The sequence below is a fragment of the Reyranella sp. GW821-FHT12G01 genome (assembly GCF_058806575.1).
The window spans coordinates 3706380-3732969 of sequence record NZ_JBXAPV010000001.1 but is presented as its reverse complement, the minus strand read 5'-3'; the positions used below and the strand labels follow the sequence as shown (position 1 = coordinate 3732969).

30 protein-coding genes are annotated in these 26590 nt (G+C 66.3%); 13 read left to right on the top strand and 17 right to left on the bottom strand.

Annotation, left to right across the window (positions count from 1 at the left end; translation table 11 throughout):
- Window positions 1–12: 12 nt before the first annotated feature.
- The gene (locus AC1RP5_RS18090; RefSeq protein ID WP_493112781.1) at window positions 13–822 is read right to left on the bottom strand and encodes a hypothetical protein; all 810 of its coding nucleotides are present in this window, start codon (window positions 820–822) and stop codon (window positions 13–15) included.
- Window positions 823–919: 97 nt separating this feature from the next.
- On the opposite strand from AC1RP5_RS18090, the gene AC1RP5_RS18085 reads away from it, so the two are divergent.
- The 3 genes from AC1RP5_RS18085 (at window position 920) to AC1RP5_RS18075 (ending at window position 2262) form a co-directional block, all read left to right on the top strand.
- Entirely contained in the window at window positions 920–1294 is a 375-nt protein-coding gene (locus AC1RP5_RS18085) for a DUF7793 family protein (RefSeq protein WP_493112779.1), read from the top strand.
- A gap of 108 nt (window positions 1295–1402) precedes the next feature.
- Window positions 1403–1792, top strand: a complete 390-nt coding sequence (locus AC1RP5_RS18080) for a hypothetical protein (RefSeq protein ID WP_493112777.1) — start codon at window positions 1403–1405, stop codon at window positions 1790–1792.
- Window positions 1793–1884: 92 nt separating this feature from the next.
- Window positions 1885–2262 carry a hypothetical protein gene (locus AC1RP5_RS18075; RefSeq protein WP_493112775.1) on the top strand — a complete coding sequence of 126 codons (378 nt, stop codon included), beginning with the start codon at window positions 1885–1887 and terminating at the stop codon, window positions 2260–2262.
- A gap of 2 nt (window positions 2263–2264) precedes the next feature.
- Here the strand turns inward: AC1RP5_RS18075 and AC1RP5_RS18070 are convergent, their stop codons facing one another.
- From AC1RP5_RS18070 to AC1RP5_RS18050, 5 genes are all read right to left on the bottom strand, one after another.
- Complete coding sequence (locus AC1RP5_RS18070) at window positions 2265–2627, bottom strand: DUF4189 domain-containing protein (protein ID WP_493112773.1); 363 nt, start codon at window positions 2625–2627, stop codon at window positions 2265–2267.
- Complete coding sequence (locus tag AC1RP5_RS18065) at window positions 2624–3364, bottom strand: alpha/beta fold hydrolase (RefSeq protein WP_493112771.1); 741 nt, start codon at window positions 3362–3364, stop codon at window positions 2624–2626. The genes AC1RP5_RS18070 and AC1RP5_RS18065 overlap by 4 nt, the downstream gene beginning before the upstream one ends.
- An 18-nt stretch (window positions 3365–3382) precedes the next feature.
- Window positions 3383–4378: a tripartite tricarboxylate transporter substrate-binding protein gene (locus AC1RP5_RS18060; RefSeq protein WP_493112769.1), complete on the bottom strand. Its 996-nt coding sequence runs from the start codon at window positions 4376–4378 to the stop codon at window positions 3383–3385.
- 25 nt (window positions 4379–4403) lie between these two features.
- Entirely contained in the window at window positions 4404–5456 is a 1053-nt protein-coding gene (locus AC1RP5_RS18055; RefSeq protein ID WP_493112767.1) for a phosphotransferase, read from the bottom strand.
- Window positions 5457–5524: 68 nt separating this feature from the next.
- Window positions 5525–6688, bottom strand: coding sequence for an OmpA family protein (locus AC1RP5_RS18050; RefSeq protein ID WP_493112765.1), 1164 nt, complete (start codon window positions 6686–6688; stop codon window positions 5525–5527).
- Between the two features lie 141 nt (window positions 6689–6829).
- Between AC1RP5_RS18050 and AC1RP5_RS18045 the strand changes: the two genes are divergently transcribed.
- A complete protein-coding gene (locus AC1RP5_RS18045) occupies window positions 6830–8029 on the top strand; it encodes an AI-2E family transporter (protein ID WP_493112764.1) in 1200 nt (399 codons plus the stop codon).
- On the opposite strand, the gene AC1RP5_RS18040 is transcribed toward AC1RP5_RS18045, so the two are convergent.
- The 8 genes from AC1RP5_RS18040 to AC1RP5_RS18005 form a co-directional block, all read right to left on the bottom strand.
- Window positions 7990–8259, bottom strand: coding sequence for a hypothetical protein (locus tag AC1RP5_RS18040; RefSeq protein ID WP_493112763.1), 270 nt, complete (start codon window positions 8257–8259; stop codon window positions 7990–7992). The two genes, AC1RP5_RS18045 and AC1RP5_RS18040, sit on opposite strands and share 40 nt — an antisense overlap.
- A 49-nt stretch (window positions 8260–8308) precedes the next feature.
- Complete coding sequence (locus AC1RP5_RS18035) at window positions 8309–8641, bottom strand: hypothetical protein (protein WP_493112762.1); 333 nt, start codon at window positions 8639–8641, stop codon at window positions 8309–8311.
- Between the two features lie 72 nt (window positions 8642–8713).
- Window positions 8714–9418, bottom strand: coding sequence for a glutaredoxin family protein (locus AC1RP5_RS18030; RefSeq protein WP_493113390.1), 705 nt, complete (start codon window positions 9416–9418; stop codon window positions 8714–8716).
- Window positions 9419–9485: 67 nt separating this feature from the next.
- Complete coding sequence (locus AC1RP5_RS18025; RefSeq protein ID WP_493112760.1) at window positions 9486–10469, bottom strand: Bug family tripartite tricarboxylate transporter substrate binding protein; 984 nt, start codon at window positions 10467–10469, stop codon at window positions 9486–9488.
- A gap of 37 nt (window positions 10470–10506) precedes the next feature.
- The gene (locus tag AC1RP5_RS18020; RefSeq protein ID WP_493112758.1) at window positions 10507–10890 is read right to left on the bottom strand and encodes a VOC family protein; all 384 of its coding nucleotides are present in this window, start codon (window positions 10888–10890) and stop codon (window positions 10507–10509) included.
- 18 nt (window positions 10891–10908) lie between these two features.
- Window positions 10909–11781: a tripartite tricarboxylate transporter substrate-binding protein gene (locus AC1RP5_RS18015; protein ID WP_493112756.1), complete on the bottom strand. Its 873-nt coding sequence runs from the start codon at window positions 11779–11781 to the stop codon at window positions 10909–10911.
- A gap of 115 nt (window positions 11782–11896) precedes the next feature.
- Window positions 11897–13219, bottom strand: a complete 1323-nt coding sequence (locus AC1RP5_RS18010) for an LLM class flavin-dependent oxidoreductase (protein WP_493112754.1) — start codon at window positions 13217–13219, stop codon at window positions 11897–11899.
- 4 nt (window positions 13220–13223) lie between these two features.
- On the bottom strand, window positions 13224–16805 hold the full coding sequence (locus AC1RP5_RS18005; RefSeq protein WP_493112753.1) for an ABC transporter ATP-binding protein: 3582 nt from the start codon (window positions 16803–16805) through the stop codon (window positions 13224–13226).
- A gap of 71 nt (window positions 16806–16876) precedes the next feature.
- On the opposite strand from AC1RP5_RS18005, the gene AC1RP5_RS18000 reads away from it, so the two are divergent.
- From AC1RP5_RS18000 to AC1RP5_RS17960, 9 genes are all read left to right on the top strand, one after another.
- Entirely contained in the window at window positions 16877–17794 is a 918-nt protein-coding gene (locus tag AC1RP5_RS18000) for a LysR family transcriptional regulator (RefSeq protein ID WP_493112751.1), read from the top strand.
- A 22-nt stretch (window positions 17795–17816) separates the two neighbouring features.
- Entirely contained in the window at window positions 17817–18026 is a 210-nt protein-coding gene (locus AC1RP5_RS17995) for a hypothetical protein (protein ID WP_493112749.1), read from the top strand.
- On the top strand, window positions 18023–18397 hold the full coding sequence (locus AC1RP5_RS17990; RefSeq protein WP_493112748.1) for a DUF6321 domain-containing protein: 375 nt from the start codon (window positions 18023–18025) through the stop codon (window positions 18395–18397). The genes AC1RP5_RS17995 and AC1RP5_RS17990 overlap by 4 nt, the downstream gene beginning before the upstream one ends.
- 52 nt (window positions 18398–18449) lie before the next feature.
- Window positions 18450–19724 carry a serine hydrolase domain-containing protein gene (locus AC1RP5_RS17985; RefSeq protein WP_493112746.1) on the top strand — a complete coding sequence of 425 codons (1275 nt, stop codon included), beginning with the start codon at window positions 18450–18452 and terminating at the stop codon, window positions 19722–19724.
- Between the two features lie 26 nt (window positions 19725–19750).
- Complete coding sequence (locus AC1RP5_RS17980; protein WP_493112745.1) at window positions 19751–20941, top strand: substrate-binding domain-containing protein; 1191 nt, start codon at window positions 19751–19753, stop codon at window positions 20939–20941.
- A 101-nt stretch (window positions 20942–21042) separates the two neighbouring features.
- Window positions 21043–21792, top strand: coding sequence for an ABC transporter ATP-binding protein (locus tag AC1RP5_RS17975; RefSeq protein ID WP_493112743.1), 750 nt, complete (start codon window positions 21043–21045; stop codon window positions 21790–21792).
- A gap of 9 nt (window positions 21793–21801) precedes the next feature.
- A complete protein-coding gene (locus tag AC1RP5_RS17970; RefSeq protein WP_493112742.1) occupies window positions 21802–22524 on the top strand; it encodes a branched-chain amino acid ABC transporter ATP-binding protein in 723 nt (240 codons plus the stop codon).
- On the top strand, window positions 22521–23495 hold the full coding sequence (locus tag AC1RP5_RS17965; protein ID WP_493112740.1) for a branched-chain amino acid ABC transporter permease: 975 nt from the start codon (window positions 22521–22523) through the stop codon (window positions 23493–23495). The genes AC1RP5_RS17970 and AC1RP5_RS17965 overlap by 4 nt, the downstream gene beginning before the upstream one ends.
- A gap of 5 nt (window positions 23496–23500) precedes the next feature.
- Complete coding sequence (locus tag AC1RP5_RS17960; protein WP_493112738.1) at window positions 23501–24556, top strand: branched-chain amino acid ABC transporter permease; 1056 nt, start codon at window positions 23501–23503, stop codon at window positions 24554–24556.
- Here the strand turns inward: AC1RP5_RS17960 and AC1RP5_RS17955 are convergent.
- The 3 genes from AC1RP5_RS17955 to AC1RP5_RS17945 form a co-directional block, all read right to left on the bottom strand.
- Entirely contained in the window at window positions 24553–24945 is a 393-nt protein-coding gene (locus tag AC1RP5_RS17955) for a DUF1398 domain-containing protein (protein WP_493112737.1), read from the bottom strand. The genes AC1RP5_RS17960 and AC1RP5_RS17955 overlap by 4 nt on opposite strands.
- A 10-nt stretch (window positions 24946–24955) precedes the next feature.
- Window positions 24956–25402, bottom strand: a complete 447-nt coding sequence (locus AC1RP5_RS17950) for a MarR family winged helix-turn-helix transcriptional regulator (RefSeq protein ID WP_493112735.1) — start codon at window positions 25400–25402, stop codon at window positions 24956–24958.
- Between the two features lie 95 nt (window positions 25403–25497).
- Window positions 25498–26571, bottom strand: coding sequence for a TauD/TfdA family dioxygenase (locus AC1RP5_RS17945; protein WP_493112734.1), 1074 nt, complete (start codon window positions 26569–26571; stop codon window positions 25498–25500).
- Between the last annotated feature and the right edge of the window lie 19 nt (window positions 26572–26590).

Below are 26590 nucleotides of genomic sequence, written 5' to 3'. Positions count from 1 at the left end.
CGTGCCGCCCGGCTACTGGGCCGCCGCCAGATAGCGGGCCAGGCCGGCGGCTTTGTCGGCCGGCAGCTTGGATGGCGTACCATTGAGGCGAAGCCCCAGGTCACAAGCCTCTTCGCCCGAGAGCTTCGCGAGGTTCTGCAGCTTGTCGAAATCGGCCGGCGTCAAACCCGCCTCGACGAGCAGGTCCCGCGCCTCGGTGTCGTTCGGCACGGCGGGCGGCGCGGCGGCACCAGACTTTATCGCGGCGCGGCCCGAGCGATAGGCCTTCTCCATGGCCGTCAGCATGTTGCGCATCAGCTCCTGGCCCCGCGCATCGAGACGGTCGGCGTGCTGGATGCCGATCAACGCCAGTTCGCGACAGGCCGCGACATTGGTGTCGCGCAGGTGGCGCATCAGTGCGATGCGCGCCGCCAGCACGCCTTCGGCGTCGGCGGCATCGGTCGCGCGCAGTGCCGGCACGATGTGGGTGGCGCGCAGCTCGGTCATCAGAACGAGCGGCCGCGGTGCGCCCTGGGTCGTCGGATTGCGCAACTCTTCCTTCAGGGATGCGCGTAACCGAGTCTCGGCATCGGGCACGTCTGCCAGAACCAGGCCGACCAGCGGCAGGGTCCGGGCTTCGGTCATCGCATTGTCGACCGTCTGGGTGGCGTCGCCGGTCCACGCTTCGAGCCCGAAGACCGCGCCGGCGGCGGCGAGTGCGCCGGCGACCGTGGCCGCCGCGGAACGTATCAATCGTTGCCGCGAGGTGGCGCTGCGCCCGAACAGATAAAGGCCGGCGCCAGCGGCCAGGGCCACAACGACTATGACGGCGAACTTCTCCACTATACTACTCCTGTTTGCAGGGGAGCCCGGACGTGGTAATCGCCCGCAACACTGCCGCATAGGTGAGGCAGAATAGGGGTAGCCTGGACCGCAATACATGCCGATCCATGTCGATTTCTTCCACCCAAGCCGGCTGCTCATCGTCGTCGTCCGGGGCACGTTCACTGCCGACGACGTTCACGGTGCGCTGCAGCAGGTGCTGGCAATCGACATACTCCACTACCGCAAGATCATCGACATTGCTTCTCCTACGTCGCCCTTGAGCAAGGCCGATGTGGAGGCGTTGGCGCGTGTTGTCCTTGCTCAGCGACCGGCCAAGCCGCGCGGCGCGCTGGCTTTCGTCGTCAGCCCCGGACAGGCCGCGGAGAACGCCGAACTTTTCGTCAAGCTGACGGAGGCCGAGCGCCCCGTGAAGGTCTTCCATAGCTTGCATGAGGCCAGGAAGTGGCTGGATCAGCAGGCGCAGCATTGACATGCAGATGTTTCTGCCGCGCCGATGCAATCGAACGTCGATCGCATTATCGCAGGAGTATTGAATGCATGGATGCTGTAGAGAATAGGTAGAGGCGATCACAGGTTCATGCCGATCCATATCGATTTCGACCATGCCGACCGCTTGGCGGTCGCCGTCATTCGCGGCTCGGTCAGCGCTGACGATGCGCGCAACGCCTTGCTTCAGTTCATGGCGGCAGAAGCCCGGTCCTATCGCAAGATCATCGATATCGATTCGCCGGACACGCCGCTCGCGGGCACCACCACCATCGAGGATGTCGCCAAGGTCATACTGGCGAAGGCCAATGTCGGCCCGCGCGGGCCGCTGGCCTTCGTCGTGGGCGCGGGCGTGGCGGCTGACAACGCAGAAAGGTATGCCAAGCTCACCGCGGAAGGACGGCCGATCAAGGTGTTCAACAACCTGCCCGAAGCGCGGAAGTGGCTCGACGAGATCTCGGAGTCGGCGAGTCCGGGCTGATCTTTCTGCCGTCGAAGTGCAAGCGTCCCTGATCGCACGAGGAGGGGACGCAGAGTAAATTCAGCCGCTCAAGGCTTTCCGCGACAGGTTCCATGCCCTTCAAGGTCGACATCTTCCCGCCGGACCGCATGGTCGTGGCGGTGGCGCGCGGTGAGATTTCGCTCACCGACCTCATGACGCTCGTGAAGGAGCTGGTCGACAGCAACACGCTGCCCTATCGCAAGATCATCGACATCACCTCGGCAACATCGGCGATCGGCAAGGAAGAACTCGAAAGCATTGCCGAGCGGTTGCGCTCGGTGCCGGTGCTGAAGCCGCGCGGGCCGCTCGCCATCGTGGCCGACAGCAATCGCGGCGAGCTGGGGCGACTGTTCATGTCGCTCACCTCGGACGAGCGGCCCGTTCAGGTATTCCGCTCGATCCACGAAGCGCGCAAGTGGCTGCTCGCGAACTCCACGGTCGTGCTCTAGCCCTACTCGAAGCAGCGCGCGGCGCGAATGGTGCAGGAGTTGCTGGGTACCCGCGCATTGCATTCGTTCCAGGCCGATTGTTCGGCGTCGCGCTTCGTCGGCCCGGCGCCGTAGCCGGAGGCCTGGCCGTTGTCGCTGTGGGCGTAGGCGACGCAGCGTTGCGGCGCGGACATCCGGATCATGCATTCCAGCGGGCCGCATTCGGCCAATGCCGAGGTCTCCGCGGCTTCCCTCGTCGCCATGCCGGCCGAGACGCCGAACAGGCGCTCGTTGTCGGTCGCGATGGCGCCCCAGACTTCCTGGGCCTGGGCAGCGGCCGTCGTTGCCAGCAGCGTTGCGAGAAGGATCGTAATCTTTTTCATCATTTGGCGTTCTTCTCGAGAAAGGCGCGGACGCGCTTGATCGATTCCTGCAGGAACTGCGGCGCTCGCCAGTCCTTCTGGACCTCGATGTTCGGCGCCAGCGCCGCGATCTCGTCGCTGGTGTGGGCGGGATGCGGCTTGTCGGTGCCGGGCTGCAGCAAGAGCGGCGTCTTGCAGTTCTTCACGAAGTCGCGGGTGACCGAGAAGACGAAGTCGGGGCCGAACATGTTCTGCCCGAAGCTCTTGATGGTGGCTTCCGAGATCGACGGATCGCGCGCCCGTACGGTCTCGCCATAACCCTTCACGGCCTCGTCCCAGGTGTCGCGATTCTCCCACAGGCCGATCGGGTTCTGCAGCACGGCGGCGGCGACCCGGTCGGGCGCCTGCTCGATCGCCTCGAAGCAGTAGCTGCCGCCGATGCAGCCGCCCATTACCGCGAAGCGCTTGAAGCCGAGATGATCGATCAGGGCCAGATGGTCGGCGGCAAAGGTGTGCCAGCCATGGTCGGGCTTCACGTCGGCGACCGACTTGCCGGCATTGCGCTGGTCCATGGAGATGACGGTGAACTTGTCGGCCAGCGCCGTGCGCGGGTCCATCCAGGGACGCGGCGCGCCGTCGGCGCCGGGTCCCCAGAATTCGATCGACGAGCGCAGGCCGCCGGCTGCGTAGAGCAGGAGCGGGAAGCCCGTGCCGTGGACCTCGTAATGGATCTCGGCGTCGGGGCGTTTCAGGATTGGCATGCACTCGTCTCCGTTGGATCAACCCTGCGGTTTATAGCCGATCGTATCGATGATCGTCTTCCAGTGCGCGAGGTCCTTGGCCATGCGGTCGCTGAACTGCTGCGGCGTCGAGGTCTCGACGTCGAGGCCGAGTTCGACCAGCTTCTTCTGGATCTCGGGGATCTCCAGCACCGCCTTCAGCTCCTTGCCCCAGGCGTCGATCAGTGGCGACGGCGTCTTCGGCGGGGCGAAGAAGACGTACCAGCCCAGAATCGAAAGCTGCGGGTAGCCGAGCTGGCTGATGGTCGGGATTTCGGGCGCCGAGGTGGTGGGCTTCACGCCCGAGGTGAAGATGACCTTCACCTTGCCGGCGCGATGATGCTCCAGGAAGTCGGTGATGCCGCCGCAGCCGGCCGCGATATGGCCGCCTTGTAGATCGGCAACCAGGGGCGCCGCGCCGCGATAGGGCACCGGCTCCAGTGGGATGCCGACGGCCTTGCCGGCCATGACGCCGAAGAAATGCGTGAAGGAGCCCAGCGCTGTCGTGCCGAACGAGGCGCGCGTCGGGTTCTTCTTCAGCCACTCGACATATTCCTTGAGGTCGTTGACGCCGATGGTCGGCGACACGCAGAAGGCGGTCTGAACCGTGCCGGCCATGGTGATCGGTGCGATGTCGACCATCGGGTCGAATGGCACGGACGGCATCGTGAGTCGCTGCACGATGGTGGCGGAGGGCACATAGGCGACGGTCGTGCCATCGGTGGGGGCGTTCTTCAGGTCGCCGACGGCGATGGTGCCCGAAGCGCCGGCCTTGTTGTCGATGATGACGTTGCGGCCGGTGCGCTGCTTCAGCGGCTCGGCAATCAGGCGGGCCATCACATCGGTGCCGCCGCCGGCCGGGAAGCCGACCAGGATCTTGAGTGGCTTGTCGGGCAGGCCGGTCTGCTGGGCCCGGACGCTCGGGATGAGCGGCGTGCTGAGCACTGCGCCGGTCATCAGGATCGATGTGCGCCGGCCGATCTTCTTCATTGTCATTTTTGTTTCCTCCTTGTCGTTTTTGTTAGGACACCAGACTCCATGCGAGCTCGGCCCGTTCACGCGCGGACTTGCTCATCTTGATTGACTCGGGGTTGGACGAATTGCCCTGCAGGCCACGGCGGTAGACGCCCTGGGCAATGGCGGCGAGACGGAACAGCGAGAAGGCGAGGTAGTAGTTCCAGTTGGGAATGGACGTGCGACCGGTGCGCCGACAGTAGGCGGCGACGTAGTCATTTTCCGTCGGCAGGCCGAGGGCTGCGAAGTCGACCGTGGCGAAGCCGTGCGGCGGCTCCTTCAGGTGATAGCCCAGGCAATTGTAGGCGACGTCACAGAGCGGATGGCCGAGGGTCGACAGCTCCCAGTCGAGCACCGCCACGACCCGCGGCTCGGTCGGATGGACGATCAGGTTGCCGAGGCGATAGTCGCCATGGACGATGGTGGTCGGATCGCCATCGTCGGGAATGTTTTCCGGCAGCCAGGACGAGAGCCTGTCCATCGCCGGAATGTCCTCGGTCTTGAGCTCGGCATATTGCCGGCTCCAGCGCGAGATCTGGCGGGCGATGTACTGGCCGCTGCGGCCATAGTCGCCGAGCCCGACCTTCACGGGATCGACCTTGTGCAGTCGGGCCAGCACCTCGTTCATCGAGTCGAAGATTGCCGTGCGCTCGGCCGGCGTCTGGTTGGGCATCGCCGGGTTCACCAGGATGCGGCCCGGCACCGCTTCCATCACGTAGAACATCTGGCCGATGACGGCGTCGTCGTCGCACAGCAGTCGCGCCGGCGCGACGGGCACGTCGGTCTGGCTGAGCGCCGAGATCACGCGGAATTCGCGATCGACCTGGTGGGCCGAGGCCACGAGCTGGCCCGGCGGCTTCTTGCGCAGCACGAAGTCGCGGCGGCCATCGTCCATGTCGGCGGCAACAAAGAATGTCGGGTTGGAATGGCCCGAATCGAACTGCCGGACTTCAAGTCCGCCACGATAGCCTGTGAGGCGCTTGCGGAAATAACGGTCGAGGGAGGCCACGTCGAAACGGTGGCGCTCCATCACGGGGACGGTGTCAGCGTAGGTCGGCATGCAACCGCGAGCCTAGGGTGCGCGCCTCCTGCTTCGCAAACGGTCCGGGCCGCAGGGAGGAATGGAAATCAGAAAGTGATCTGCACCCGCCGGTTTTGTGCCTCCTGCACGCCGTCCGCCGTCGGCACCAGCGGCTTGCCCTCGTCCCGGCCGATCATCGAGATCTGCGTGGCGTCGAGACCCTGTCGCAGCAGCTCGTCTTTCACCGCATTGGCGCGGCGCAGCGACAGCGCACCGTTGTAGAGGTCGTTGCCCGTCCGGTCGGCGTGGCTGGTCACCTGGATGTTGGCCGGATGGCCGCGCCGCGCATCGATCGCGGCCTGGCGGATGACACCGGCGGCGACCGGCGAGATGTCGGCGCGGTCGAAGTCGAAGAACACGGTGAGGTTCTGTGCCGCCGCCGTCGCGCCTTCGGCTGTAGCGGGCACTGGCGCGGGCTTCACGCGCGCCGGTCCGGAGAAATTGTAGGCCAGCCGCAGGAAGGGACCGTATTCGACCAGCGTTCCCGTCAGGGCGCCGTTGGCCACGATGGTGGTGTTGAACGAGGCGGCGACGCGCGCACCCACCGTGAGTGCGAAGGAAGGCGTGTCGGCCGAGCGCCAGCTCAAACCGATCTCGGCGCCGGCCTGGGGCACCAGCCGCGCGTAGTTGCCGCTCGAGATCGGCAGGCCATTGCCGGTGTCTTCGATCATGCCGTAGAGCAGGGCCGCGTCGAAGCCGCCGATGATCGCCCAGGAATCCGAGAGCGCGCCGCGCGCGCCGAAGCCGACCTTCGGGCCGATTCCCATGATCAGCCGCTGCGCGTTTGAATTGACGCCGGGAATGTTGAGCGAGGCATATTGCGTGAAGCGCAGGCCGCGCAGGCCGCCGTTGATGCGCCACCACTCTCCGCTGTAGCCGACCTCGGCGTCGAAATGCTGGCGGTTGGCGTCGGTGGACAACGTGCCGCCGCGCAACTGCGTGATCTGGGTGAGCATGCCCTGGACGTCGCCGGCCAGCGCCACATCCCATTCGGCAGAAAGCTTGTAGCCGATCAGCGCCTGGCCGCCCGGACCGTTGGTGACGCGCTGCTCGCTGATCTGGGCGGTTTCGATCCGCTCGCCGCCCAGCCACATCCAGCGTCCGTCGATATGGCCAAACATGCCGATCCGTTCGGGGACCTGGGCATGGGCAGCGATGCCCGGCAGGAGAAGGGCGGCCATCAATCCCATGAACCCGAAGGTGCGGCGCACGACGTTCACCTCATCGTCATTTGTCGATGGGAACGCGACTGGCCCGTGTAGGTTCGAGGCCGGTCAAGCGCAATATTTGCAACGTATGCGGGCAACTGGAGCAAGGGAGTTGCGTTGCCACAGATCAGCCGAGGATCACGAGTGGCGGAAAGATCAGTTCTGCGGGTGCCGACCGTTCATTTGCGTGGAGGATCGGCGATACGGCGTCCGCTGGTCGTCCTTGCGATCTGCGCCGTCGGCGTCATCGCCTACCTTGCCCGCGACTTCCTCATTCCCACCGCGGCCGCCGTCGTCCTCGCTCTCATCCTGACGCCGGTCGCCAAGAAGCTCGAACGCCTGCATCTGCCGCCGACGGCGGCCGCGGGTGCGTCTGTCTCGTTGCTCGCCCTGGTGGTCGCTGGCCTGCTGGTGGTGGCGGCACCGGCTCTCACGAGTTGGGCGGAGCAGGCGCCGTATCTGACCTATACGCTCGAGCGCAAGCTCGAGGGATTGCGCAAGTCGTTAGCTGTCGTGAAGCAGGTCACCGATCGGGTCGAGCAGGCGACGCAGGCGCAACCGGTGCAGACGACCACCGAGCAGAAGCCGCCGGAGAAGATCGTGGTGCGCGACAAGTCGCTGATCGCCGAGGTGGTCAGTACGACACCCGCCCTGCTGCTGCAGATCGGCTACGCCGCGGTGCTCGCCTTCATGCTGCTGGCGCATCGCAACGACCATAAGCGCCAGATCCTGCGAGTGCCCCTCAACTTCAACACGCGGGTGCGCATGGCGAGGGTCATGCGCGACATCAACGAGAGGGTCGGCAGTTATCTGTTCGCGCTTGCTGTCATCTATTCACTGGTGGCGCTCGCCTCGACGATCGTGCTCGTCCTGCTGGGCTTCCCGAATCCGGTCCTGTGGGGCATCCTGATGGGACTGGCATCGTTCGTGCCGTTCGTCGGCCCACCGGTCGCCATCGGCCTGGTCGCCTTCGTGGCGTTGCTCACTTACGACGATTGGCTGCACATGCTGGCGGCGCCGGCGACTCTCGCAGCCATCCATTTCGTCGAGTCGCAGCTCATCACGCCGACATTCGTCAGCCGTCGCTGCGCGCTCAATACCGTGGCGGTCTTCGCGGGCGTCGCTTTCCTCGGCTGGATGTGGGGCGCGGTGGGCGCAATCGTGGCCGTGCCGCTGTTGATCCTGATCAGCACGGTGGCCGCGCATCTGCCGTCGCTGCGCTGGCTGGAAGTTCTATTGTCGGAGGATCGGCCGGTCAGCGAACGGTTGGCCGTGAAGCCACCGCTCGCTTCAGTGACGCCGCTTCAGGTGCGGCGACGCCGCGTGGCTGCGAATACGAAATAGCCGAGGCCCAAGACGGCCCAGAAGATGCCGACAATCGCCGAGGCGCTCGCGGCATCGAGCTGCTTTTCGATAAGGGACCAAGCGGCCGCCGTCAGGAAAACGGCACCAACGGCAACCGAAAGCGCCGCGCCCATCGTCAGCAGGGCACGGTTCATCGCGTCGTTGGCAGCACTACGCAGAGAACGGGCCGCGGCTGCACTTGCCGCGACCCGGAGCAGGGGGCCGATCATCGAGGGTTTCGCTTCCTTTGCAGGCCGAGCGGTCTTTGTCTTCGGCCGGCTACTGCCGACGACAAAGCCAACCTGCGAGGAAGCCGATACCGACCACGGCGGCGAGCGTGGTCAACGGCCGCGCCTCGGTATGCTCGACAAGCGTATCGGCCGCCTTGTTCTTGAGGCTGATCGTATCCTGGGCGATGGCCTTGGCCGTGTCGCCGTACTTGGCGATCAGCTCGCGAGCCGACTTCAGCGTCTCTTCGACGGCTTCCTCGCCGCGGGCGACCATCGAATGGCCGGTGCCACTCATCGATTCCGTGAGTTCCTCGAGCTGGGCCTTGAGAAGGCTGATCTCCTTGGCGAGATCCTTGCCGTTGGCGTGGCTGGCAGCGCGCATGTTTGGTCCTCCGGACAGATGCAAAACAGTGTGTCTGCAGACCAAACGCCCTGACCGCCCGGAAGTTGCGAGTCAGCCGTCCCAGACGTTCTGGGGCATGGGAAGCCGTGCAAAATCGGCCTCGCGGAGCGGCCGGTCGTGCGCCACGCCCTCGCGTTCCAGCAGCATCATCCACTGCCGGACATGCTGGCCGGAATGCCAGGTCGTCCGTTCCAGGAGTTCATGCAGGCTCTGGGCGCCATAGTAGGTCGAGAGCATGCGGGTCGCGCCGGTATCGCCGTGCGCCCACCAGTCGCGGAAGCGCTTCTGCACGGCCGCGCCATAGGCCGCGACCGACGCCATGTCGGCGTCCGGCGCCGGCTCCTCGCGGAAGAACGCCTGGATCAACGTCGTGCCCTGCTCGGCGTCGAGGAAGGCGGTGACCACCCGGAAGAGATGGAAGGAGAGGGCGCGATAACTGCGCGGCCGTCCCGGCACGTGGACATGGAGCTTGTCGTTCGGCATCAGCGGCAGAAGGCCGATGGCCGCGGTCATGAACTTGTCGAGGCGCGCGTAGAGTTCGGCGGGCGAGAGCTCAGGTCCGGATTTTTCCTGCAGGCCGAGGAAGGCCACGATCTCGCGCGTGCTCTGGCCGAAGATGAATTTCTTGCCGCGCGACAGGACCGGCACCGAGCGAGCGCCCAGCGCCTGCAGCTCGGCCAGGCCGGCCGGATCTTCAAGAACATTTACGGAGACGAAGTCGATCCCACGGACCGATAGAAACTCTTTGAGTCTCAGGCAGCTGGTTCAACCAGGCTGCCAGAAGACTTTCAGTGGCTCTGTCATGATGTTCTCCTGAAGTCGCTCAATTGGCAGCCCGGATGCCCAGCATGTCAAGCAGCGTTCGCCAACGATCGAAGTCTGCGGCAAGACGCACCGCGCATTCGTCGGGCTTGGTGACGCCGACAATCACGCCGTACTGGGTGAGCTGATCCCGTGCTTCGGGCATTTCAACGGCAATCCGCAAATCCCGATTCCAGGCGGCGATCAGCGGTGGCGGCAGGCCAGCCGGCGCGAAGAAGGCATACCAGTCGATCAGCTGCAGCTTCGGAAAGCCCAGCTCCACGACGGTCGGCACGTCCGGCAGTACCGGATTGCGGACAGGTCCGGACGTCGCGAGAATCCGGAGCTTATTACCGCGATGCTGGTGCACAAAGGATGCGAGGCCACCGCAGCCGGCCGGGATTCGCCCCTGGCCGAGATCCGATGAAAGAGGTCCGGTGCCGCGGAAGGGGACGGGATCGAGCGCAAGGTCGTACTGTCGTCCCAGCAACTGCGCGAAGTATTGCGAGAAAGTGTCGGGGGCGGCGGTGCCGAACCGGCGTCTTTCAGGTGGCCCGTCCTTCACCCATTGCACGTACTCGGCCATCGTCCGCACGCCGATCGACGGCGACACGACGAAGGCCGTCTCGAAAGTCCCGACGATGCCCAGCGACGCGAGATCGTGCAGGGGATCGAACGGGAAGGTCGAGGGCGAGGTGAGCCGGCCAATCAACGTCGTGGACGGCAGCAGCCCGATGGTCGTGCCGTCGGGCGCGGCCTTTTTCAGTGCATCTCCCATCGCGGCGCCAGCCGCACCGGGCCGGTTCTCGACCGAGACCGGTCGCCCGAGGCGCTGCTGAATGGTCGGTGCAATGGCACGCGCCACGACGTCGGAACCGCCACCCGCGGCGAAGCCCACCCAGATGCGGATCGCCTTGTCGGGAAGCCTGGTTTGTGCGGCGGCCGGCAGCGACAGGAGCGCTGAGCCGGCGGACGCCAGCAGGGCGCGGCGGGAAAGAAGGGGCATACGCTTTCTCTACGCGGTTTGACGGCGTTTGGATCGGTTAGGACTTGCGGTGGCAGACCACGCAGATCTTGTTGCCGTCGAGATCGCGCAGATATGCGCCGTAATAGTTGGGATGGTAGTGCGCACGAATGCCCGGTGCGCCTTCGTCCTTGCCGCCGGCCGCCAGGGCTGCCTTGTGGGCGGCATCGACGGCACTGCGATCGGGGGCCTCGAGGCCGATGGTGATGCCGTTGCCGACCGAGGCCGACTGCTTGTCGAGTGGATTGAGGATCCAGAGCTGTGGCCGCCCGCCGGCCGGGCCGTAGCCGACGGCGTTGGGGTAGTCCATGTGGCGCACCAGGCCGAGCGGCTGCAGCAGCGCGTCGTAGAAGGGCTTGGCCTTGCCCACATCGTTGCTGCCGATCGTCACGTGGCTGAACATCGTCTTCCCCCGAAAACGTCAGTTGCTGGGCTTGAGGCCGAGCTGCTCGATCGTGCCTTGCCACTTCTTGAGGTGGGTTTCCAGCCGCGTGCCGCACTCGGCGGGCGTGGAGGTCTGTACCTCGAGGCCGTACTGCGCGAGCTGGGTAGCCAGCTCGCCTGAATTGAGCGCGGCGACGAGCTCGCGGTTCCAGGCCTCGACCAGCGGCGCCGGTGTGCCGGCACGGGCAAAAAATCCGTACCACTCTTCCATGTGCAGCGCGGGGTAACCGGCCTCGGCGGCCGTCGGCACGTCCGGCGCGACCGTCGCGCGCTTCGCGCCGGACACGCCCAGCAGTCGGACACGTCCGCCGCGGCTTGCCACCAGCAGCGAGGTCAACGCGCCGACACCCGCCGGCACCTTGCCGTCGGCAAGGTCGTTCACCAGCGCGGTCGTCCCGCGGTAAGGCACGCCTTCGAGCGGCACGCCGAGTTCGCGGCTCAGCAGTTTCGAATAGAAAGTCATCGATACGTCTGTCGCCGTTGCCCCGATGCGCCGGCGGCCCGGCTCCTCGGATTTGAGCCAGGCCACGTACTCCGCGATCGTGGATACGTCGATGCGCGGCGAGACGGCCAGCGCCTGGATGAAATTGCCGGCGGTCGTGACCGGCGCGAGATCGGTCAGCGGGTCGAACGGATAGGACGAGAGGAGGAGCTTGGCGACCATCGACGAGGTCGGCATGAACGCGACCATCGTGCCGTCAGCCGGTGAATTCTTGAGTGCCTCGCCCGCGGCGGCGCCGGTGCCGCCGGGCCGGTTCTCGATCGCGACGCGGCGGCCCGTGCGCTGTTCAAGCGTGGCGGCGATGGCGCGCGCCATGACATCCGAACCGCCGCCGGCTGCGAAGCCCACGACGATGCGCAGCGACCGATCGGGAAGTGAGTTCTGAGCGCGCGCAACGACCGGCGCCGCGATCGTCGCAGCGAGGAGAGATCGTCGGAGGAGAGACCGGGTGGCGCTCACCTCATCAGGATGACGCAGTCTCCGGCCGCGGCAAGCCGAAATGATCACGCAGCGTAGAGCCTTCATAGGCGGTGCGGAAAAGTCCACGCTTCTGAAGGATCGGCACGACCTCGCCCGCGAACACGTCGAGCATCGACGGCAGCAAAGGCGGCATCAGGTTGAAACCATCGGCGGCGCCGTCGTTGAACCAGTCCTCGATCAGATCGGCGATCTGCTCGGGCGTGCCGGCGGTGGTGTAGTGGCCGCGGGCGCCGGCGAGATAGGCGAGCAGTTGGCGCAGGGTAAACTTTTCGCGACGGACCAGTCCGACGATCACTTCGGTGCGGCTGCGCGCTGCCTGGACCGTGCCGGGATCGGGGAAGTCCTCCGCCGTCAGTGGCCTGTCGAGCGGCAGGTGCGAGAAGTCATAGCCGCCGAATCGTCCGCTCAGGCGCTTGCGCCCGACTTCGGGATCGGTGAGCTCGTTGAGGTCCTTCGCGAGACGCTTGGCTTCGGCTTCGGTCGAGGCGATGACCGGACTGAGGCCGGGCAGGATCAGGACATGCTCGGAGGGGCGGCCTTCGGCTGCCGCCAGCTTCTTAAGGTCGGCATAGAATTCCTGCGCTGTGCTCTTTTCCATCTGCGCGGTGAACACCGCTTCGGCATGACGCGCGGCGAAGCGGCGGCCGGTTTCGGACGAGCCCGCCTGGACGAACACCGGTCGTCCCTGCGGTCCGCGCGGCATGTTGAGCGGGCCGGCGACCCGATAGTACTTGCCCTCATGGTTGATCGGCCTGATGCGATCGGCGCGCGCATAGTGGCCGCTCGCGCGATCGTCGAGCACGGCATCGTCGGCCCAGCTGTCCCACAGCGCCTTCGCGACCTGCACGAACTCCTCGCCGCGTTCGTAGCGCTCGTCGTGACTGACCAGGCTCGTTCCGTTGAAGTTGCGCGCTGCCGCCGCAAGCCAGGACGTGACGATGTTCCAGCCGACGCGTCCGCCGGTGATGTGGTCGAGCGAACCGAACTGGCGGGCGAGATTGAAGGGCTCGGTGTAGGTGGTCGAGGCCGTCGCGATCAGGCCGATGCGGCTGGTCGATCCGGAGATGGCGGCGAGCGCCGTGATCGGTTCGAGCCAAGTGCTGGCGGCATGCGCCGCGGTGTCGCCCAGCGCCAGCGTGTCGGCGAGGAAGATGGAATCGAAAAGACCGGCCTCGGCACGACGCGCGAGATCACGGAAATACTCGATGTCGGTCAGCGCGAGGGGCGAGGAGTCGGGGTGCCGCCACGAGGCTTCGTGATGGCCCCGACTCTGGATGAAAAGATTGAGGTGGAGCTGTCGCTTCATCCCCTCACTGTGCAGCCGGCGCGTAGACCGACGCAAGCTGGCGCGACACGAGTCGCGCATAGAGGCCGCCGCGCGAAACCAGCGAAGCATGCGTTCCACTTTCCGCAACGCGGCCCTCGTCGAGCACCACGATCAGGTCGGCGTCGCGCACGGTCGACAGGCGGTGCGCGATTACGATGGTCGTGCGATCGGCCTTCAGCACATCGAGTGCACGGCGCACCGCCTGCTCGTTCACCGCATCGAGATGCGAGGTCGCCTCGTCGAGGATCAGGATGGGCGCGTCCTTCAGGAAGGCGCGCGCGATGGCGACCCTCTGGCGCTGGCCGCCGCTCAGGCTGGTGCCGCGCTCGCCGACGGGCGAGTCGAGGCCCTGTGGCAGCGCCGCGACCAGCTCTCCCAGCGAGGCATGCTCGATGGCGGCCAGCAGCTCGGCCTCGCTCGCCTCGGGGCGCGCGATCAGGATGTTGGCCCGCAGCGTGTCGTTGAACAGGTAGGTGTCCTGCGCCACGAGCGCCACGAGACTGCGCAGTTCGTCGAGCTTGTAGTCGCGCAGGTCCGCGCCGTTCAGCGTGATGCGGCCGGTGTCGGGATCCCAGAAGCGCATCAGGAGCTGCGCCGTCGTGGTCTTACCGGCGCCCGACGTGCCCACCAACGCCACCGTCTTGCCGGCAGGGATGGCGAAGCTGACGTCAGACAGGGCACGGCGCGTCTGGCCAGGATAGGTGAAGTTAACCTGTTCGAGGGCGAGCGCCGCCGCGCCGCGCGCCGCCGGGACGCCCTTTCCGTCGCGCACCGGGATCGGCTCGTTGGCGAGGGCATAGACGCGCCGCGTCGCACCCAGCGTGTCGGCGAGCTGGCGGCCGATCTGCGCGATCTCCGAGACCGGCAGGAAGGCCGACATGGCGAGTATGGTCATCAATGGCAGCAGGCCCGGATCGAGCTTGCCGTTGCCGGCCAGGATCGCACCGACCACGACGATGGCGAGACCACCGAGGCCCGTCAGCACTTCGAGGATGGCGTGCTGCATCGTCAGTTCGCTGAAGAACGGCAGGCGCAGCGAGATGTGGCGCTGCGACAGCTCGTCGAGCCGGTCGCCGCGGGCACGTTCCTGCTGGTTGGCGACGATCTCGCCCAGCCCCTGCACGGAGTCGACGGCGAAGGCGCCGAGTTCGCCGGCCGCCTCGCGCGCCTGGCTGCCGAGGCGATCGACCCGCTTGCGCATCAGGAAGGGGCTGAGGCCGACGGCGAGCAGGAACGGCACCAGCGTGATCGCGAGCCAGCCGCTCGTCGTGGCCAGCGCGATCACCACGGCGGCGGGGATCAGGATGGCGACGAATGCCGGCGCCACCGTGTGGGCGAAGAAATATTCGACCAGCTCGATGTCGTGCGTGGCCAGGGCCATCAGGTCGCCCGTGCGGCGGCGCGTGAGGTAGGCGGGCGCCAGCGCGTCGAGCTTGCGGAAGGCGTCGATGCGCATCTCGGCCAGCAGGCGGAAGGCCATGTCGTGCGCCAGCCAGGATTCGAACCAGTGCAGGATGCCCGAGACCGGTGCGAGGATGGCGAGCGCGATGGCGAGGCCGCCATAGGGTTGATGGTTCTTGAGTGCCAGCACGATCAGCGCCGAGAGCACGCCAATGCCGATGAAGGCGACGACACGCGCCACACCCAGGATGAAGGTCGCGGTGAGCTTGCCTTTCCACGGCATGATGACCTTCATCAGCGCCACCACGACCTGATACCAGGTGAGACCCTCGGCCTTGATGATGCCTTCGGTCACGGGCTTGATCGCGCCGCCGGATGTGCTGGCGATGGTCTCGGCGCGTTGAGGCGCTGCGAGAGCGTCGAGCGTGGCGCCGGCCTGCTGCTCGCGCGCCTGTTCGGCCATGAGCTGCGAATAGACGCCGCCCCGGCTCATCAGCGCGGCATGCTTGCCTTCCTCGGCGACATGACCGCGGTCGAGCACGAGGATGCGGTCACAGTCGATGACGCTCGACAGGCGATGCGCCAGGATCAGCGTCGTGCGGCCCTGCATCAAGCGGTCGAGCGCTTCCTGGATGACCGCTTCGTTCTCGGCGTCGACGGCGGAGAGCGCCTCGTCTAGCACGAGGATCGGCGTGTCGCGCAGCAGCGCGCGGGCGATCGCGACTCGCTGGCGCTGGCCGCCCGAGAGCTTGATGCCCTTCTCGCCGATGATCGTTTCGTAGCCCTGCGGCAGGCTGACAATGAAGTCGTGGATGTTGGCAGCGCGCGCCGCGTCTTCCAGCTCCTCGCGCGAGGCGCCGGGCCTGCCGAGACGGATATTCTCCTCGACCGTGCCGTGGAACAGGAACGTGTCCTGATTCACCACCGAGATCAGCGAGCGGATCTGCGCGAAGGACAGCGTGCGCAGGTCGTGGCCGCCCAGCAGGATGCGTCCCTGGTCGGGATCGTAAAAGCGCAGCAGCAGGCGCACGATCGACGACTTGCCGCCGCCCGAGGAGCCCACGAGACCCAACCGTTCGCCGGCAGCGGCCTTGAAGTTCAGCTTCTCGTGTACGGTGCGGCGCGTGCCGGGATAAGCGAAGCGCACATCCTCGAAGGCGATTGTGGGTGCCAGCAGTCCGTCAAGTCGAGCCGGCGTGGGATCGATCACCGACGGCGTGTCGTCGAGGATGCGGTAGATACCTTGCGCCGCCGACAGGCCGACCATGCCCTGATGAAGCACCGAGCGTAGCTCGCGCATCGGCCGGAAGATCTCGATGCCGAGCATCAGGATCACCAGCAGGGCAGTGAGCGTCATCGCGCCCGCCTCGACGCGCGCCGCGCCGTAGATCAGCGCCGCCGCTGCGCCGCCCGCGATCGACGTGTCGGTGATGCCGCGCGCCAGCGAGTTGGTGCCCAGCACCCACATGGTGCGCCGGAACAGGTCGCGCGCCTCGACCTCGAGCTTGTCGGCGCGCGTCTTGCCCTGGCCGAACGCCTTCAGGGTCGCGAGGCCCTGGATCGAATCGAGGAACTCCGCGGCGAACGATTTATAGGCCGTCATGCGCGCGATCGAGGCGCGCACGTCCCATTTGTGCCAGAGCGCCGGCGCGAACAGCGCGACCAGTGCGAAGCCCAGCATGACCAGCGCCACCGGCAGGTCGATGAAGGAGATGACGACGAAGATCAGGATCGGCGTCAGCAGCGCAATCAGGAACTGCGGCAGGAACTGGCCGAAATAGGTCTCGAGCTGCTCGACGCCGTCGATCATCGACAGCGTCAGGCCGCCGGAGCGCTGGCGGCCGACCGTTGCCGGGCCCAGCGATGCCACTTTGTCGTAGAGCGTGCGGCGCAGCACCTTCTGCACTCGTGCGGCCGTCTCGTGCGCCATCACTGCCCGCCAGTGTTCGGCGAAGCCGCGCAGCACCATCACCCCGGCGATCAGCACGATTGGCAGGATGAGTTCCTGCAGTGGCCGTCCGACGAAGATCTGGCCGATCAGCCATCCCAGCAGGCCGAGCCGGGCGATGCCGCAGGCGACGCCCAGCAGGCCGATGGCGACGGTAGCGGCGATGCGGGCGCGGACGCCCTTGGTGAAGACGAGCAGGCGAGGTTCGATGTGCATGAAGGGATGCTAGGGCGAACACCCGTATTCGTCAGTCCACATTTCGGAAAGGCCGCTGTACACTTCTGAACATGGACCCCAACTGGGACGACCTGCGCATTTTCCTGGCCCTGGCGCGTGGCGGCACGCTGACGACGGCGGCAAAAGCCTTGGGCGTCAGCCATCCGACCGTGTCGCGCCGCGTCCAGGCGCTGGAACAACAGATCGGCGCCCGCCTGTTCGAACGGCTGCCCGACCGTTTCGTGCCGACCAGCGCCGGCGAGGAATTGTTGGCCGACACCGAGGCGATGGAGAAGGCGGCGCAGTCGATCCATCGCCGCAGCGCCGGCCTCAGCGACACGGTGAGCGGCACGGTGCGCCTGTCGGCGGAAGAGGCGACCGCCGCCCTGATCGCCCGCTATTCCGCCCAGCTCCGAAACAAGCTGCAGCAGATCGAGTTCGAGGTGATCTCGAGCCATACGCTCGCAAACCTGTCGCGCCGCGAGGCCGATCTCCTGATTCGTGAGCAAGTGCCGGAACTGCACGGCATCGTCGCCCGCAAGCTCGGCCGTCTCGCCTATGCGATCTATGCCGCGCGCGATTTTCCGGTGAAGCGGACCACCCCGGAGGCGCTGGCCGCGCTGCCCTGGGTCGGCTTCGACGACGATCATCTGCGCATGCAGGGACAGAGCTGGCTGCTGGAATTTCGCGGCGGCCGCCGGCCGGAAGTCCGCGGCAACAATTGGCTGGTGCTTCACGAGGCGGCGCGGACGGGTGCCGGCCTCGCCGTACTGCCGTGCCATCTGGCCGACGTCGACCCGTTGCTGCGACGGATCGGCGGCATCCTCCCCGATGTCTTCGCCGACCAGTGGCTTCTGGTCCATCGCGACCTGCGCGCCCTGCCGCGCGTGCGCGCCGTGATGGACGAAGTCATCGCGCTCTTCCAGCGCGAGCGGCCGCTGCTCGAAGGTCGCTCTCGCCCGCTCTCGAAAGGTGAGGCAACGTCCTAGCCTGGCGGGGCGTTTCGCTGGAATGGACAGCAAGACTCAGAAGCCGGCTCGCAAGCCACCTCCGCCCTGGCGCAAGAAGCGCTCCGCGGCCTCGCGCAAGCGCGGCTCCGTCCGTCTGACGGCCGAAGAGAAGGAGCGCGCCCGCCGGCGCGCCCAGCGGGCGGGACGCCGCTATCCCAATCTCGTCGACAATATGTGGGTCACGCAACAGCGCCGAAAGGACCGGTTATGAGCGCCACTCCTCGACGCGCGACCTCCAAGAGCAAGGCTCCCACGAAGGATCCTAAGGGCGGACTGACCGCAGCCGGCCGCGCCGCCTTCGCCCACTCGCAAGGCGCACACCTGAAACCCGGCGTGAAGAAGCGCGTGGCCGATATGTCGCCGCAAGAGATGCGCCGCAAGGGAAGTTGGGCTGTCCGCTTCTATGGCCGCACCGGCAAGCTGCCGCCGCTTAAGGACGACAAGGGCAAGCCGACACGCTTCGCTCTCACCGCCGCTGCCTGGGGCGAGCCCGTGCCGCGTACTGTCACTGCCGCCCGCCGCATCGCTGCAAAGGGCCACGCCCTCCTCAAGCGCTATCACCGCCTGCGCGACAAGACCTGACGGGCGCTTTTGCGTGGCGTATGCTCGGGCAAAATATCCCGGGAGAAACGCCATGAAGAAAGTTGCCGTCGCGGCCGTGGGGCTTGCTTCGTTTGCATTTGCGGGCGCGATGCTCGCACCGCCGGCTCGTGCCGAAGGCTGGGTGCTGCCGATGGCGGCGAAGCCCGAGGATGTCGGGCTTTCGTCGGCGCAGTTGAAGCGGCTCGAGGCGGCGACGCAGAAGCATATCGACGACGGGCTGGTGCCGGGCGCGGTGATGCTGGTGGCGCGGCGTGGCAAGGTCGCGTGGGTGTCGACGCTGGGCAAGCGCGATCCTGCGGCATCCCCCGATCCGATGAAGGCCGATGCGATCTTCCGCATCTATTCGATGACCAAGCCGATCGTCAGCGTCGCGGTCATGCAGATGGTGGAGGAGGGGCGGCTGCAGGTCAGCGACCCGGTGTCCAAGTTCCTGCCCGAGCTCGGCAAGATGAAGGTGGCGCAGGAGAAGATGGGCGCCGACGGCACATCCACGATGCTGCTCTCCGATCCCGAGCGACCGATGACGGTGCAGGACCTGCTGCGCCACACGTCCGGCCTGATCTACGGTGGCCGCGGTACGTCGCTGGTGAACCAGGCCTATGTCGCCTCTAAGATCGGCGACCGCTCGATGAGCAACGAGGAGTTCGTCACCAAGCTCTCGACCCTGCCGCTGCGCTTCTCGCCCGGCGCGCGCTGGGAGTACGGCGTCTCGACCGACGTGCTGGGCCGCCTCGTCGAGGTGATCGACAAGCGGACGCTGGGCGAATCGTTGTCGGAGCGCGTCTTCAAGTCGCTCGGCATGGTCGACACGCAGTTCCAGGTGCCGGCCGCCAAGGTGGCGCGCGCGGCCCAGCCCGGGCCGCGTCCCGGTGGCCAGCCGGCGACGCCGCGCTTCAAGGTCGATGACGGTGCGAAGTTCGAGTCGGGCGGCGGCGGTCTCACCTCGACGATGGAAGACTACCTGCGCTTTGCGTCCATGCTGGCCAACGGCGGCGAGCTGAACGGCAAGCGCCTGGTCGGCAAGCAGACGCTGGCCTTCATGGCGGCCGACCACACCGGCACCCGTCCGGGTCGCCCGCCGGGCCTGGGCTTCGGGCTGGGCTTTGAAGTCAGAACGATGACGGGCGAGGCCGCTCTGCCGGGCTCGATCGGCGAATATGGCTGGGCCGGTAACGCCGGCACGCTCTTCTGGATCGACCCCAAGAACGAGCTGACTGCAATTTACATGGTGCAGGTGAGCGATCCCGACCGGGTGGCGTTGCGCAATCAATTCCGCACGATGGTGCAAGCCGCGATCATCGACTAGAAGGGCCTCCTCTAGGGAGGTTCTCAATGATCCGTCGTTCATTTCTGGTGCTGACCGGCCTGCTCATGGCCGGTCCGGCGGCCGCCCAGCAGCCGCCGCTCAAGGTCGCGCTGATCTACAGCAAGACCGGTCCGCTCGAAGCCTATGCGCGCCAGACCGAGGCCGGTTTCATGTTGGGCCTGGAATACGCGACCAAGGGCACGATGGAAGTCGACGGCCGCAAGATCCAGGTCATCCTGAAGGACGACCAGTTCAAGCCGGACCTCGCCAAGGCCGCGCTCGAACAGGCCTATGGCGACGACAAGGTCGACATTGCCGTCGGCACGACCGGTTCGGCGGGCGCGCTCGCCATGCTGCCGGTGGCCGAGGAATACAAGAAGCTGCTGATCGTCGAGCCGGCCGTGGCCGACCAGATCACCGGCGAGAAGTGGAACCGCTACATCTTCCGCACCGCGCGCAACTCCACGCAGGACGCGCTGGCCGCCGCCGCGACCCTCAAGGAAGACAATATCAGCATCGCCACGCTCGCCCAGGACTATGCCTTCGGCAAGGACGGCGTCGCCGCGGTGAAGGCCGCCCTGGCCGCCGTCGGTTCCAAGGCCAAGGTGGTGCATGAAGAGTATGCTCCGCAGGCGACGACCGATTTCACGGCGTCGGCGCAGCGCATCTTCGACGCGCTGAAGGACAAGCCGGGCCGCAAGGTCGTGGTCGTGGTGTGGGCCGGCGCCCATCCGTTGCCGAAGCTGATGGACCTGAAGCCCGAGCGCTTCGGCATCGAGATGGCGCCGGGCGGCAATTTGCTGCCGGTGATGGCCGGCTGGAAGCAGTTCCCCGGCCTCGAAGGCGCGATCTACTACTATTGGGGCTTCCCCAAGAACCCGGTGAACGACTGGCTGGTCACCGAATACAAGAAGAAGAACAACGGCGTGCCGCCGGACTTCTTCGTGGCGGGCGGCATGAGCGCGGCCATCGCGCTGGTCGAGGCGGTGAAGAAAGCCAAGTCGACGGACAGCGAGAAGCTGATCGCGGCTATGGAAGGCATGAGCTTCGACACGCCCAAGGGAACGATGACCTTCCGCAAGGAAGACCATCAGGCCCTGCAGGAGATGTATCACTGGCGCATGAAGAAGGATGCGCCGGACAACGTCGACCTGCTCGAACTGGTGCGCGTGATCCCGGCCAGCGAGATGACGCTGCCGATCAAGAACAAGCGCTGACGCGAAGATTGTCATCCCGAGCGCAGCGAGGGACCCTTGCCGAACGGTAAAGGTCCCTCGGCCTGCGGCCTCGGGACGACAGACTTGCTTATCGTCGACAGATGCTAGCTACCGAAAACCTCACCATCCGTTTCGGCGGACACGCGGCCGTCGACGGGGTGTCGTGCGCCTTCACCAAGGGCACGCTCACTTCGATCGTCGGGCCGAACGGTGCGGGCAAGACCACCTACTTCAACCTGATCTCCGGCCAGCTCCCGGCCACCTCCGGCCGCGTGACCCTGAACGGCGCGGACATCACCAACCTCGCGGCGCCGCGGCGGACGCGGCTCGGTCTCGGTCGCGCGTTCCAGCTCACCAATCTCTTTCCCAACCTCAGCACGCTCGAGAACGTGCGGCTGGCGGTGCAGGTGAAGAGTGGCAAGGGCTACGACCTGTTCAGCCGCACCTTGACGCATCGTGAGCTGATCGACCGGGCGATGGCGCATCTCGCGGCCGTTTCACTGGTCGACCGCGCCCAGGCGATCGCTGCAACTCTGCCGCACGGCGACCAGCGCAAGCTCGAGGTCGCGATCCTGCTGGCGCTGGAGCCCGACGTCTTCATGTTCGATGAGCCGACGGCCGGCATGAGCATCGACGAGGTGCCGACCATTCTCGACATCATCGCCTCCATCAAGCAGCGCGGCGACAAGACCATCCTGCTGGTCGAGCACAAGATGGACGTGGTGCGCTCGCTGTCCGACCGGATCGTGGTGCTGCACCAGGGCAAGCTGGTCGCCGACGGCAAGCCCGCCGAGGTCATCAACTCCGACATCGTGCGCGAAGCGTATCTGGGCGGAGCGGTCGATGCGTGAGTTGGGGCCATGAGCGCGCTTCTCTCCCTGCGTGGCGTGCAGACGCATATCGGGCGCTATCACATCCTGCACGGCGTCGAGTTCGACGTGGCCGAGGGCGGGCTCACCATGCTGCTGGGGCGCAACGGGGCGGGCAAGACTACCACCTTGCGCACAATCATGGGCATGTGGCGCGCGGCGGCCGGCGAGATCCGTTTCGACGGGCGTGACATCACGCACCTGGCCACGCCGGACATCGCGCGTCTCGGTATCGCCTATGTGCCGGAGAGCATGGCGATCTTCGCTGATCTCACGGTGCAGGAGAATCTCTTGCTGGCGGCGCGCTCCGGCCCTCCGGATCAGAAGCGGCTCGACTGGATCTTCTCCCGCTTCGAGGCGCTGAAGCGGTTCTGGACCCTGCCGGCGGGACATCTGTCGGGCGGCCAGAAGCAGATGCTGGCGGTGGCGCGCGCCATCATCGAGCCGCGCCGCCTGCTGCTGATCGACGAGCCGACCAAGGGACTGGCGCCGGCCATCATCGCCAACATGATCGACGCCTTTCGTGAATTGAAGGACGGCGAATCGACCCTGCTGGTGGTCGAGCAGAACTTCGCCTTTGCCCGCCAGCTCGGCGATGCGGTCGCGGTGATGGACGACGGCAAGGTCGCGCACCAAGGCGGCATGGCGGCTTTCGCCGCCGACGCCAGCCTGCAGCAGCACCTGCTCGGCCTCGGCATGGATACGCATCAATGAAACGAGACTGGCTCCCGCTGGTGTTGATCCCGGCGCTGATGATCGGCGCCTTGCCGCTGATCGGTTCGCCGGCGAGTTGGGTGACGCTCACCGTCGCGGGCCTCGCGATGGGGCTGATGATATTCATCATGGCCTCGGGCCTCACGCTGACCTTCGGCCTGATGGACGTTCTGAACTTCGGACACGGCGCGTTCATCGCCGTGGGCGCCTTCGTGGCGGCGAGCGTCATGCTGGCGCTGTCGCCGTGGATGACTGCCGATTCGATCTGGCTGAACCTCGCGGCGATCGGACCGGCGGTGCTGGCGGCGATGGTGGTGAGCGGCGTGCTGGGGCTCGGCTTCGAGCGGGTCATCGTGCGGCCGGTCTATGGCCAGCACCTGAAGCAGATCCTGGTGACGACCGGCGGCCTGATCGTGGCCGAGCAGCTCCTCAAGGTGATCTGGGGCCCCGATCAGATCACGCTCAGCCGGCCGACGGCGCTGCGCGGCGCTTTCCTGTTCGGCGATATCGCGATCGAGAAATATCGCGTGCTGGCGGTCGTGGTCGGGCTGGTCGTGTTCGCCGCCCTGGCGCTGACGCTCAACCGCACGCGGCTCGGCCTGCTGATCCGTGCGGGGGTCGAGAATGGCGAGATGGTCGAGGCGCTTGGATATCGCATCCGCCGCCTGTTCGTCGGCGTGTTCGTGGTCGGCTCGGCGCTGGCCGGTCTGGGTGGCGCGATGTGGGGCCTCTACCAGGAGACCGTGACGGCGGCGATCGGCGCGCAGGTCGCCGTGCTGGTGTTCATCGTCATCATCATCGGCGGGCTGGGTTCGGTGGGCGGCTGCTTCGTCGGCGCGCTGCTGGTCGGGCTGACGGCCAACTATATCGGCTTCCTCGCACCCAAGGTCGCGCTGGGCTCCAACATCCTGCTGATGGCGATGATCCTGCTGTGGCGACCGCAGGGCCTCTATCCCGTGGCGAAGAGGTAGAGGACATGCTGCGCTCGATCCTGTCCGACGACCTGCCTAAGAGCCGCTGGCTGGCGCTCGCGCTGGTCGCCATCCTGGTCGGCCTTGCGGTCGCGCCGTTCCTGTTCCCCGGCGCCAAGTCGTTGAACGTCGCGGCGAAGATCTGCGTCTTCATCGTGCTGGCCGCGTCGTTCGACCTGCTGCTGGGCTACACTGGCATCGTCTCCTTCGCCCACACGATGTTCTTCGGCATCGGCGCCTATGGCGTCGCGATCTCGCTGACGCGCATGGGGGCGGGATGGGATGCCGTGGCCGTCGGCGTCGTCGCGGGGCTCATCGTTGCCATCGTGCTGGCCACGGTGATCGGCCTGTTCAGCCTCAGGGTGCGCACGATCTTCTTCGCCATGATCACCCTGGCGGTCGCCAGCGCCTTCGCGATCCTGGCCTCGCAGCTCTCCGACCTGACGGGCGGCGAGGACGGGCTGAACTACCGGCTGCCGGCCGCCTTGCGGGCGTCCTTCTCGTTCGGCGACACGCTGTTCGGCGTGAGGCTCAACGGGCGTCTGCTCGACTACTATCTCGTCTATGCCGCGTCGCTGACGCTGATCCTGGTACTGCTGCGCATCGTGAACTCGCCGTTCGGCAGCGTGCTGATGGCGATCCGCGAGAATCCGTTCCGCGCCGAGGCGATCGGCTACCGCACCGTGGTCTATAGAACCATCGCGAGCTGCATCGCCGCCGCCACGGCGGCCCTGGCCGGTGCCCTGCTGGCTTTGTGGTCCAGCCAGACCAATCCCGACACGACGCTCAGCTTCGACATCATGGTCGACATCCTGCTGATGGTCGTGATCGGCGGCATGGGCACGATGTACGGCGCCGTGATCGGCGCGGTGCTGCTGGTCTTCGCCCAGAACTACCTGCAGGACCTTCTGGCGATCGCCAACAAGGCGCTGGTCGGCGTGCCGCTGCTCGCCAACCTGTTCCATCCTGATCGCTGGCTGCTGTGGCTCGGCGTGGCGTTCATCCTCTGCGTCTACTTCTTCCCGGCCGGCATCGTCGGACGCCTGCGCCAGAAGCGCTAGCGGCTGCCGGGAAACGGCTCGACATAGGTCTCGCCGCTGCGACCGTAGTAGACGGCGCGCTTGCCCTGCATCGAGACGAGATAGCCGACGCAGCCTGCTTCCATGATCTGGCGACAGAAGGTGAGGTACTTCGTCCGGCCGGCCTGGATCGATCGCACGGCCGCTTGCACGCCGTCCGGCGAGAAGACCTCGGCCGGCTTCACATCGATCGCCTTGCTGGCCACCAGATGGGAGCGCCCGTCGGGCATGTAGTAGATCTTCTCTGCGCGCGACAGATCGGTGTGGTAGCGCTCGACGCCGGCCTCGATCAGGCGGCCCACGACCTCGCCGAAGGTGATGCGTTCCTGATCGGACGCCTCGGTGCATTCCTTGAGAACGGTGACATCCACGATTTCTGTCCTACTCGGTGGGGATGGTCTTGAGATCGTGCCGGCGCACGATCTCCTTCAGCGCTTTTTCCAGCGCCATGCGCTCGGCCGGCTTCAGGTGACCGAAGAATTCGGCATCGTTGCGATCGGCCAGGGCCGACAGTTCCGGAACGAGCTTCCGGCCCGGCTTCGTTAGCGACAATGTCTGTTGGCGCCGGTCCTCGGTGGAGGGCACGCGGTCCACGAGCTTCTTGGCGGCCAACCGGTCGGCGAGCTTCGAGATGGCGCCGCGGGTCATGCCCAACCGGTCCGCCAGCACGCTCGGCGGCATACCATCGGTATCGAACAGCTCACGCATCACGACCCATTCGGCCACGGTCACGTCGCGCGCCTGCAGTTTCAGGCTGAAGGCATGCGAGACGTGGTTGGACACGAAGCGCAGCCAGTAGCCCAGGTGGGAGTCGAGATCGGATGTCATTTGTTGACAAGGAAACTATATGGATATTGTTTCCTTGTCAACCAATTGTCGCCGATGCATGACGCGCCACGAGCGTGGCGCGTCCCGGTAATGCCTTAGAGTTCGACCTGGCGGATGCCGCCGCGCGGGCGGCCGGCCTCGATGTCCTGCCAAAGGATCTCGTGACCCTTGGGCAGGGGGCGGTTGTTGCGCATCGTCAGCCAGAGACGCAGCAGCATGCGGTCGTTGCCCGAGGACGCATCGTCCTCGAACGGCGTGCGGCCGTGGTAGGTGACATGGCTGTTGATGAGCTGCAGGTCGCCGGGCTCGAGGGTCATCTCGAAGCACAGGTCCTCGGCGGTCTGCATCAGCACGTCGATCGCCTCGCGCTGGGCGGCGGTGAGCTTGGGCACGCCGGGCGCCATTTGCGCGGCCTCGATGAAGGTCAGCGAATAGTGCGAGGTGAACTTGCCGTCGCGCAGGCCGAAGATCGGCAGCGGGTAGGCGGTCTCACGCGTCGTGGCCTCGCCGTCCTTCTTGGTGCCTTCCTCGCCGAAGCGGCTGCGCCAGTAGTCCTGGAACAGCAGCTCGAGCAGGTCGGGCCGGGTCGCGAGCATCGCGTTGTGGATGGCGGGGGTCGACGCCAGCTTGCTGACGCCGCCGGCCCGCGCCTGGCGCACGCACAGCAGGCCGACCACGTCGGTGCGGTCGGTGTGGAAGCGCAGCGCGCCGTTGGTCAGGGTGCGGGCGTAGGAGGAGAGGAAGGTCGAGCCCTTCTCGTCCTTGGTCTCGCCGTAGGTGCGGCCGACATGGGCGCCTTCGTCGCGAATGGCGCGCATCAGCTCGCCGGTGCGGTTCTGGAAGACCGGGGTGCCGATATGGGTGCCGATGGCGAAGTAGAGGCGGCGCAGATCGTCTTCGCTGTAACGATCGACCGGGATGCCACGCAGCTTGACGATACCGGAGCCGTTCTCCAACTCGTCGGCGACGTCGTCGAACAGTTCATCGAGCGAGGGCAGGTAGAAATCCTCGCGCGTGATCTCCGACCATTCCATGCCGCGCAGGCCCTTGAGGGCCGCGTCGAGTTCGTCGACGCCCTCGGGCGTTATGTCGCGAATCCAGCGCGACGAGTTCTTGATGTCCTGGCCATGCCAGACGGAGGGACCGGTGAGGGGGGTGCGGCTGCTCATGCCCAATATATTAGCAGAT

Excerpts from the sequence above, each read along its gene's own strand:
- AC1RP5_RS18085 (WP_493112779.1), top strand. The coding sequence starts at position 920 with ATGCCGATCCATGTCGATTTCTTCCACCCAAGCCGGCTGCTCATCGTC.
- AC1RP5_RS18080 (WP_493112777.1), top strand. The coding sequence starts at position 1,403 with ATGCCGATCCATATCGATTTCGACCATGCCGACCGCTTGGCGGTCGCC.
- AC1RP5_RS18075 (WP_493112775.1), top strand. The coding sequence starts at position 1,885 with ATGCCCTTCAAGGTCGACATCTTCCCGCCGGACCGCATGGTCGTGGCG.
- AC1RP5_RS18070 (WP_493112773.1), bottom strand. The coding sequence starts at position 2,627 with ATGATGAAAAAGATTACGATCCTTCTCGCAACGCTGCTGGCAACGACG.
- AC1RP5_RS18065 (WP_493112771.1), bottom strand. The coding sequence starts at position 3,364 with ATGCCAATCCTGAAACGCCCCGACGCCGAGATCCATTACGAGGTCCAC.
- AC1RP5_RS18060 (WP_493112769.1), bottom strand. The coding sequence starts at position 4,378 with ATGACAATGAAGAAGATCGGCCGGCGCACATCGATCCTGATGACCGGC.
- AC1RP5_RS18055 (WP_493112767.1), bottom strand. The coding sequence starts at position 5,456 with ATGCCGACCTACGCTGACACCGTCCCCGTGATGGAGCGCCACCGTTTC.
- AC1RP5_RS18040 (WP_493112763.1), bottom strand. The coding sequence starts at position 8,259 with ATGATCGGCCCCCTGCTCCGGGTCGCGGCAAGTGCAGCCGCGGCCCGT.
- AC1RP5_RS18035 (WP_493112762.1), bottom strand. The coding sequence starts at position 8,641 with ATGCGCGCTGCCAGCCACGCCAACGGCAAGGATCTCGCCAAGGAGATC.
- AC1RP5_RS18025 (WP_493112760.1), bottom strand. The coding sequence starts at position 10,469 with ATGCCCCTTCTTTCCCGCCGCGCCCTGCTGGCGTCCGCCGGCTCAGCG.
- AC1RP5_RS18020 (WP_493112758.1), bottom strand. The coding sequence starts at position 10,890 with ATGTTCAGCCACGTGACGATCGGCAGCAACGATGTGGGCAAGGCCAAG.
- AC1RP5_RS18010 (WP_493112754.1), bottom strand. The coding sequence starts at position 13,219 with ATGAAGCGACAGCTCCACCTCAATCTTTTCATCCAGAGTCGGGGCCAT.
- AC1RP5_RS18005 (WP_493112753.1), bottom strand. The coding sequence starts at position 16,805 with ATGCACATCGAACCTCGCCTGCTCGTCTTCACCAAGGGCGTCCGCGCC.
- AC1RP5_RS18000 (WP_493112751.1), top strand. The coding sequence starts at position 16,877 with ATGGACCCCAACTGGGACGACCTGCGCATTTTCCTGGCCCTGGCGCGT.
- AC1RP5_RS17995 (WP_493112749.1), top strand. The coding sequence starts at position 17,817 with ATGGACAGCAAGACTCAGAAGCCGGCTCGCAAGCCACCTCCGCCCTGG.
- AC1RP5_RS17990 (WP_493112748.1), top strand. The coding sequence starts at position 18,023 with ATGAGCGCCACTCCTCGACGCGCGACCTCCAAGAGCAAGGCTCCCACG.
- AC1RP5_RS17985 (WP_493112746.1), top strand. The coding sequence starts at position 18,450 with ATGAAGAAAGTTGCCGTCGCGGCCGTGGGGCTTGCTTCGTTTGCATTT.
- AC1RP5_RS17980 (WP_493112745.1), top strand. The coding sequence starts at position 19,751 with ATGATCCGTCGTTCATTTCTGGTGCTGACCGGCCTGCTCATGGCCGGT.
- AC1RP5_RS17975 (WP_493112743.1), top strand. The coding sequence starts at position 21,043 with ATGCTAGCTACCGAAAACCTCACCATCCGTTTCGGCGGACACGCGGCC.
- AC1RP5_RS17970 (WP_493112742.1), top strand. The coding sequence starts at position 21,802 with ATGAGCGCGCTTCTCTCCCTGCGTGGCGTGCAGACGCATATCGGGCGC.
- AC1RP5_RS17965 (WP_493112740.1), top strand. The coding sequence starts at position 22,521 with ATGAAACGAGACTGGCTCCCGCTGGTGTTGATCCCGGCGCTGATGATC.
- AC1RP5_RS17960 (WP_493112738.1), top strand. The coding sequence starts at position 23,501 with ATGCTGCGCTCGATCCTGTCCGACGACCTGCCTAAGAGCCGCTGGCTG.
- AC1RP5_RS17950 (WP_493112735.1), bottom strand. The coding sequence starts at position 25,402 with ATGACATCCGATCTCGACTCCCACCTGGGCTACTGGCTGCGCTTCGTG.
- AC1RP5_RS17945 (WP_493112734.1), bottom strand. The coding sequence starts at position 26,571 with ATGAGCAGCCGCACCCCCCTCACCGGTCCCTCCGTCTGGCATGGCCAG.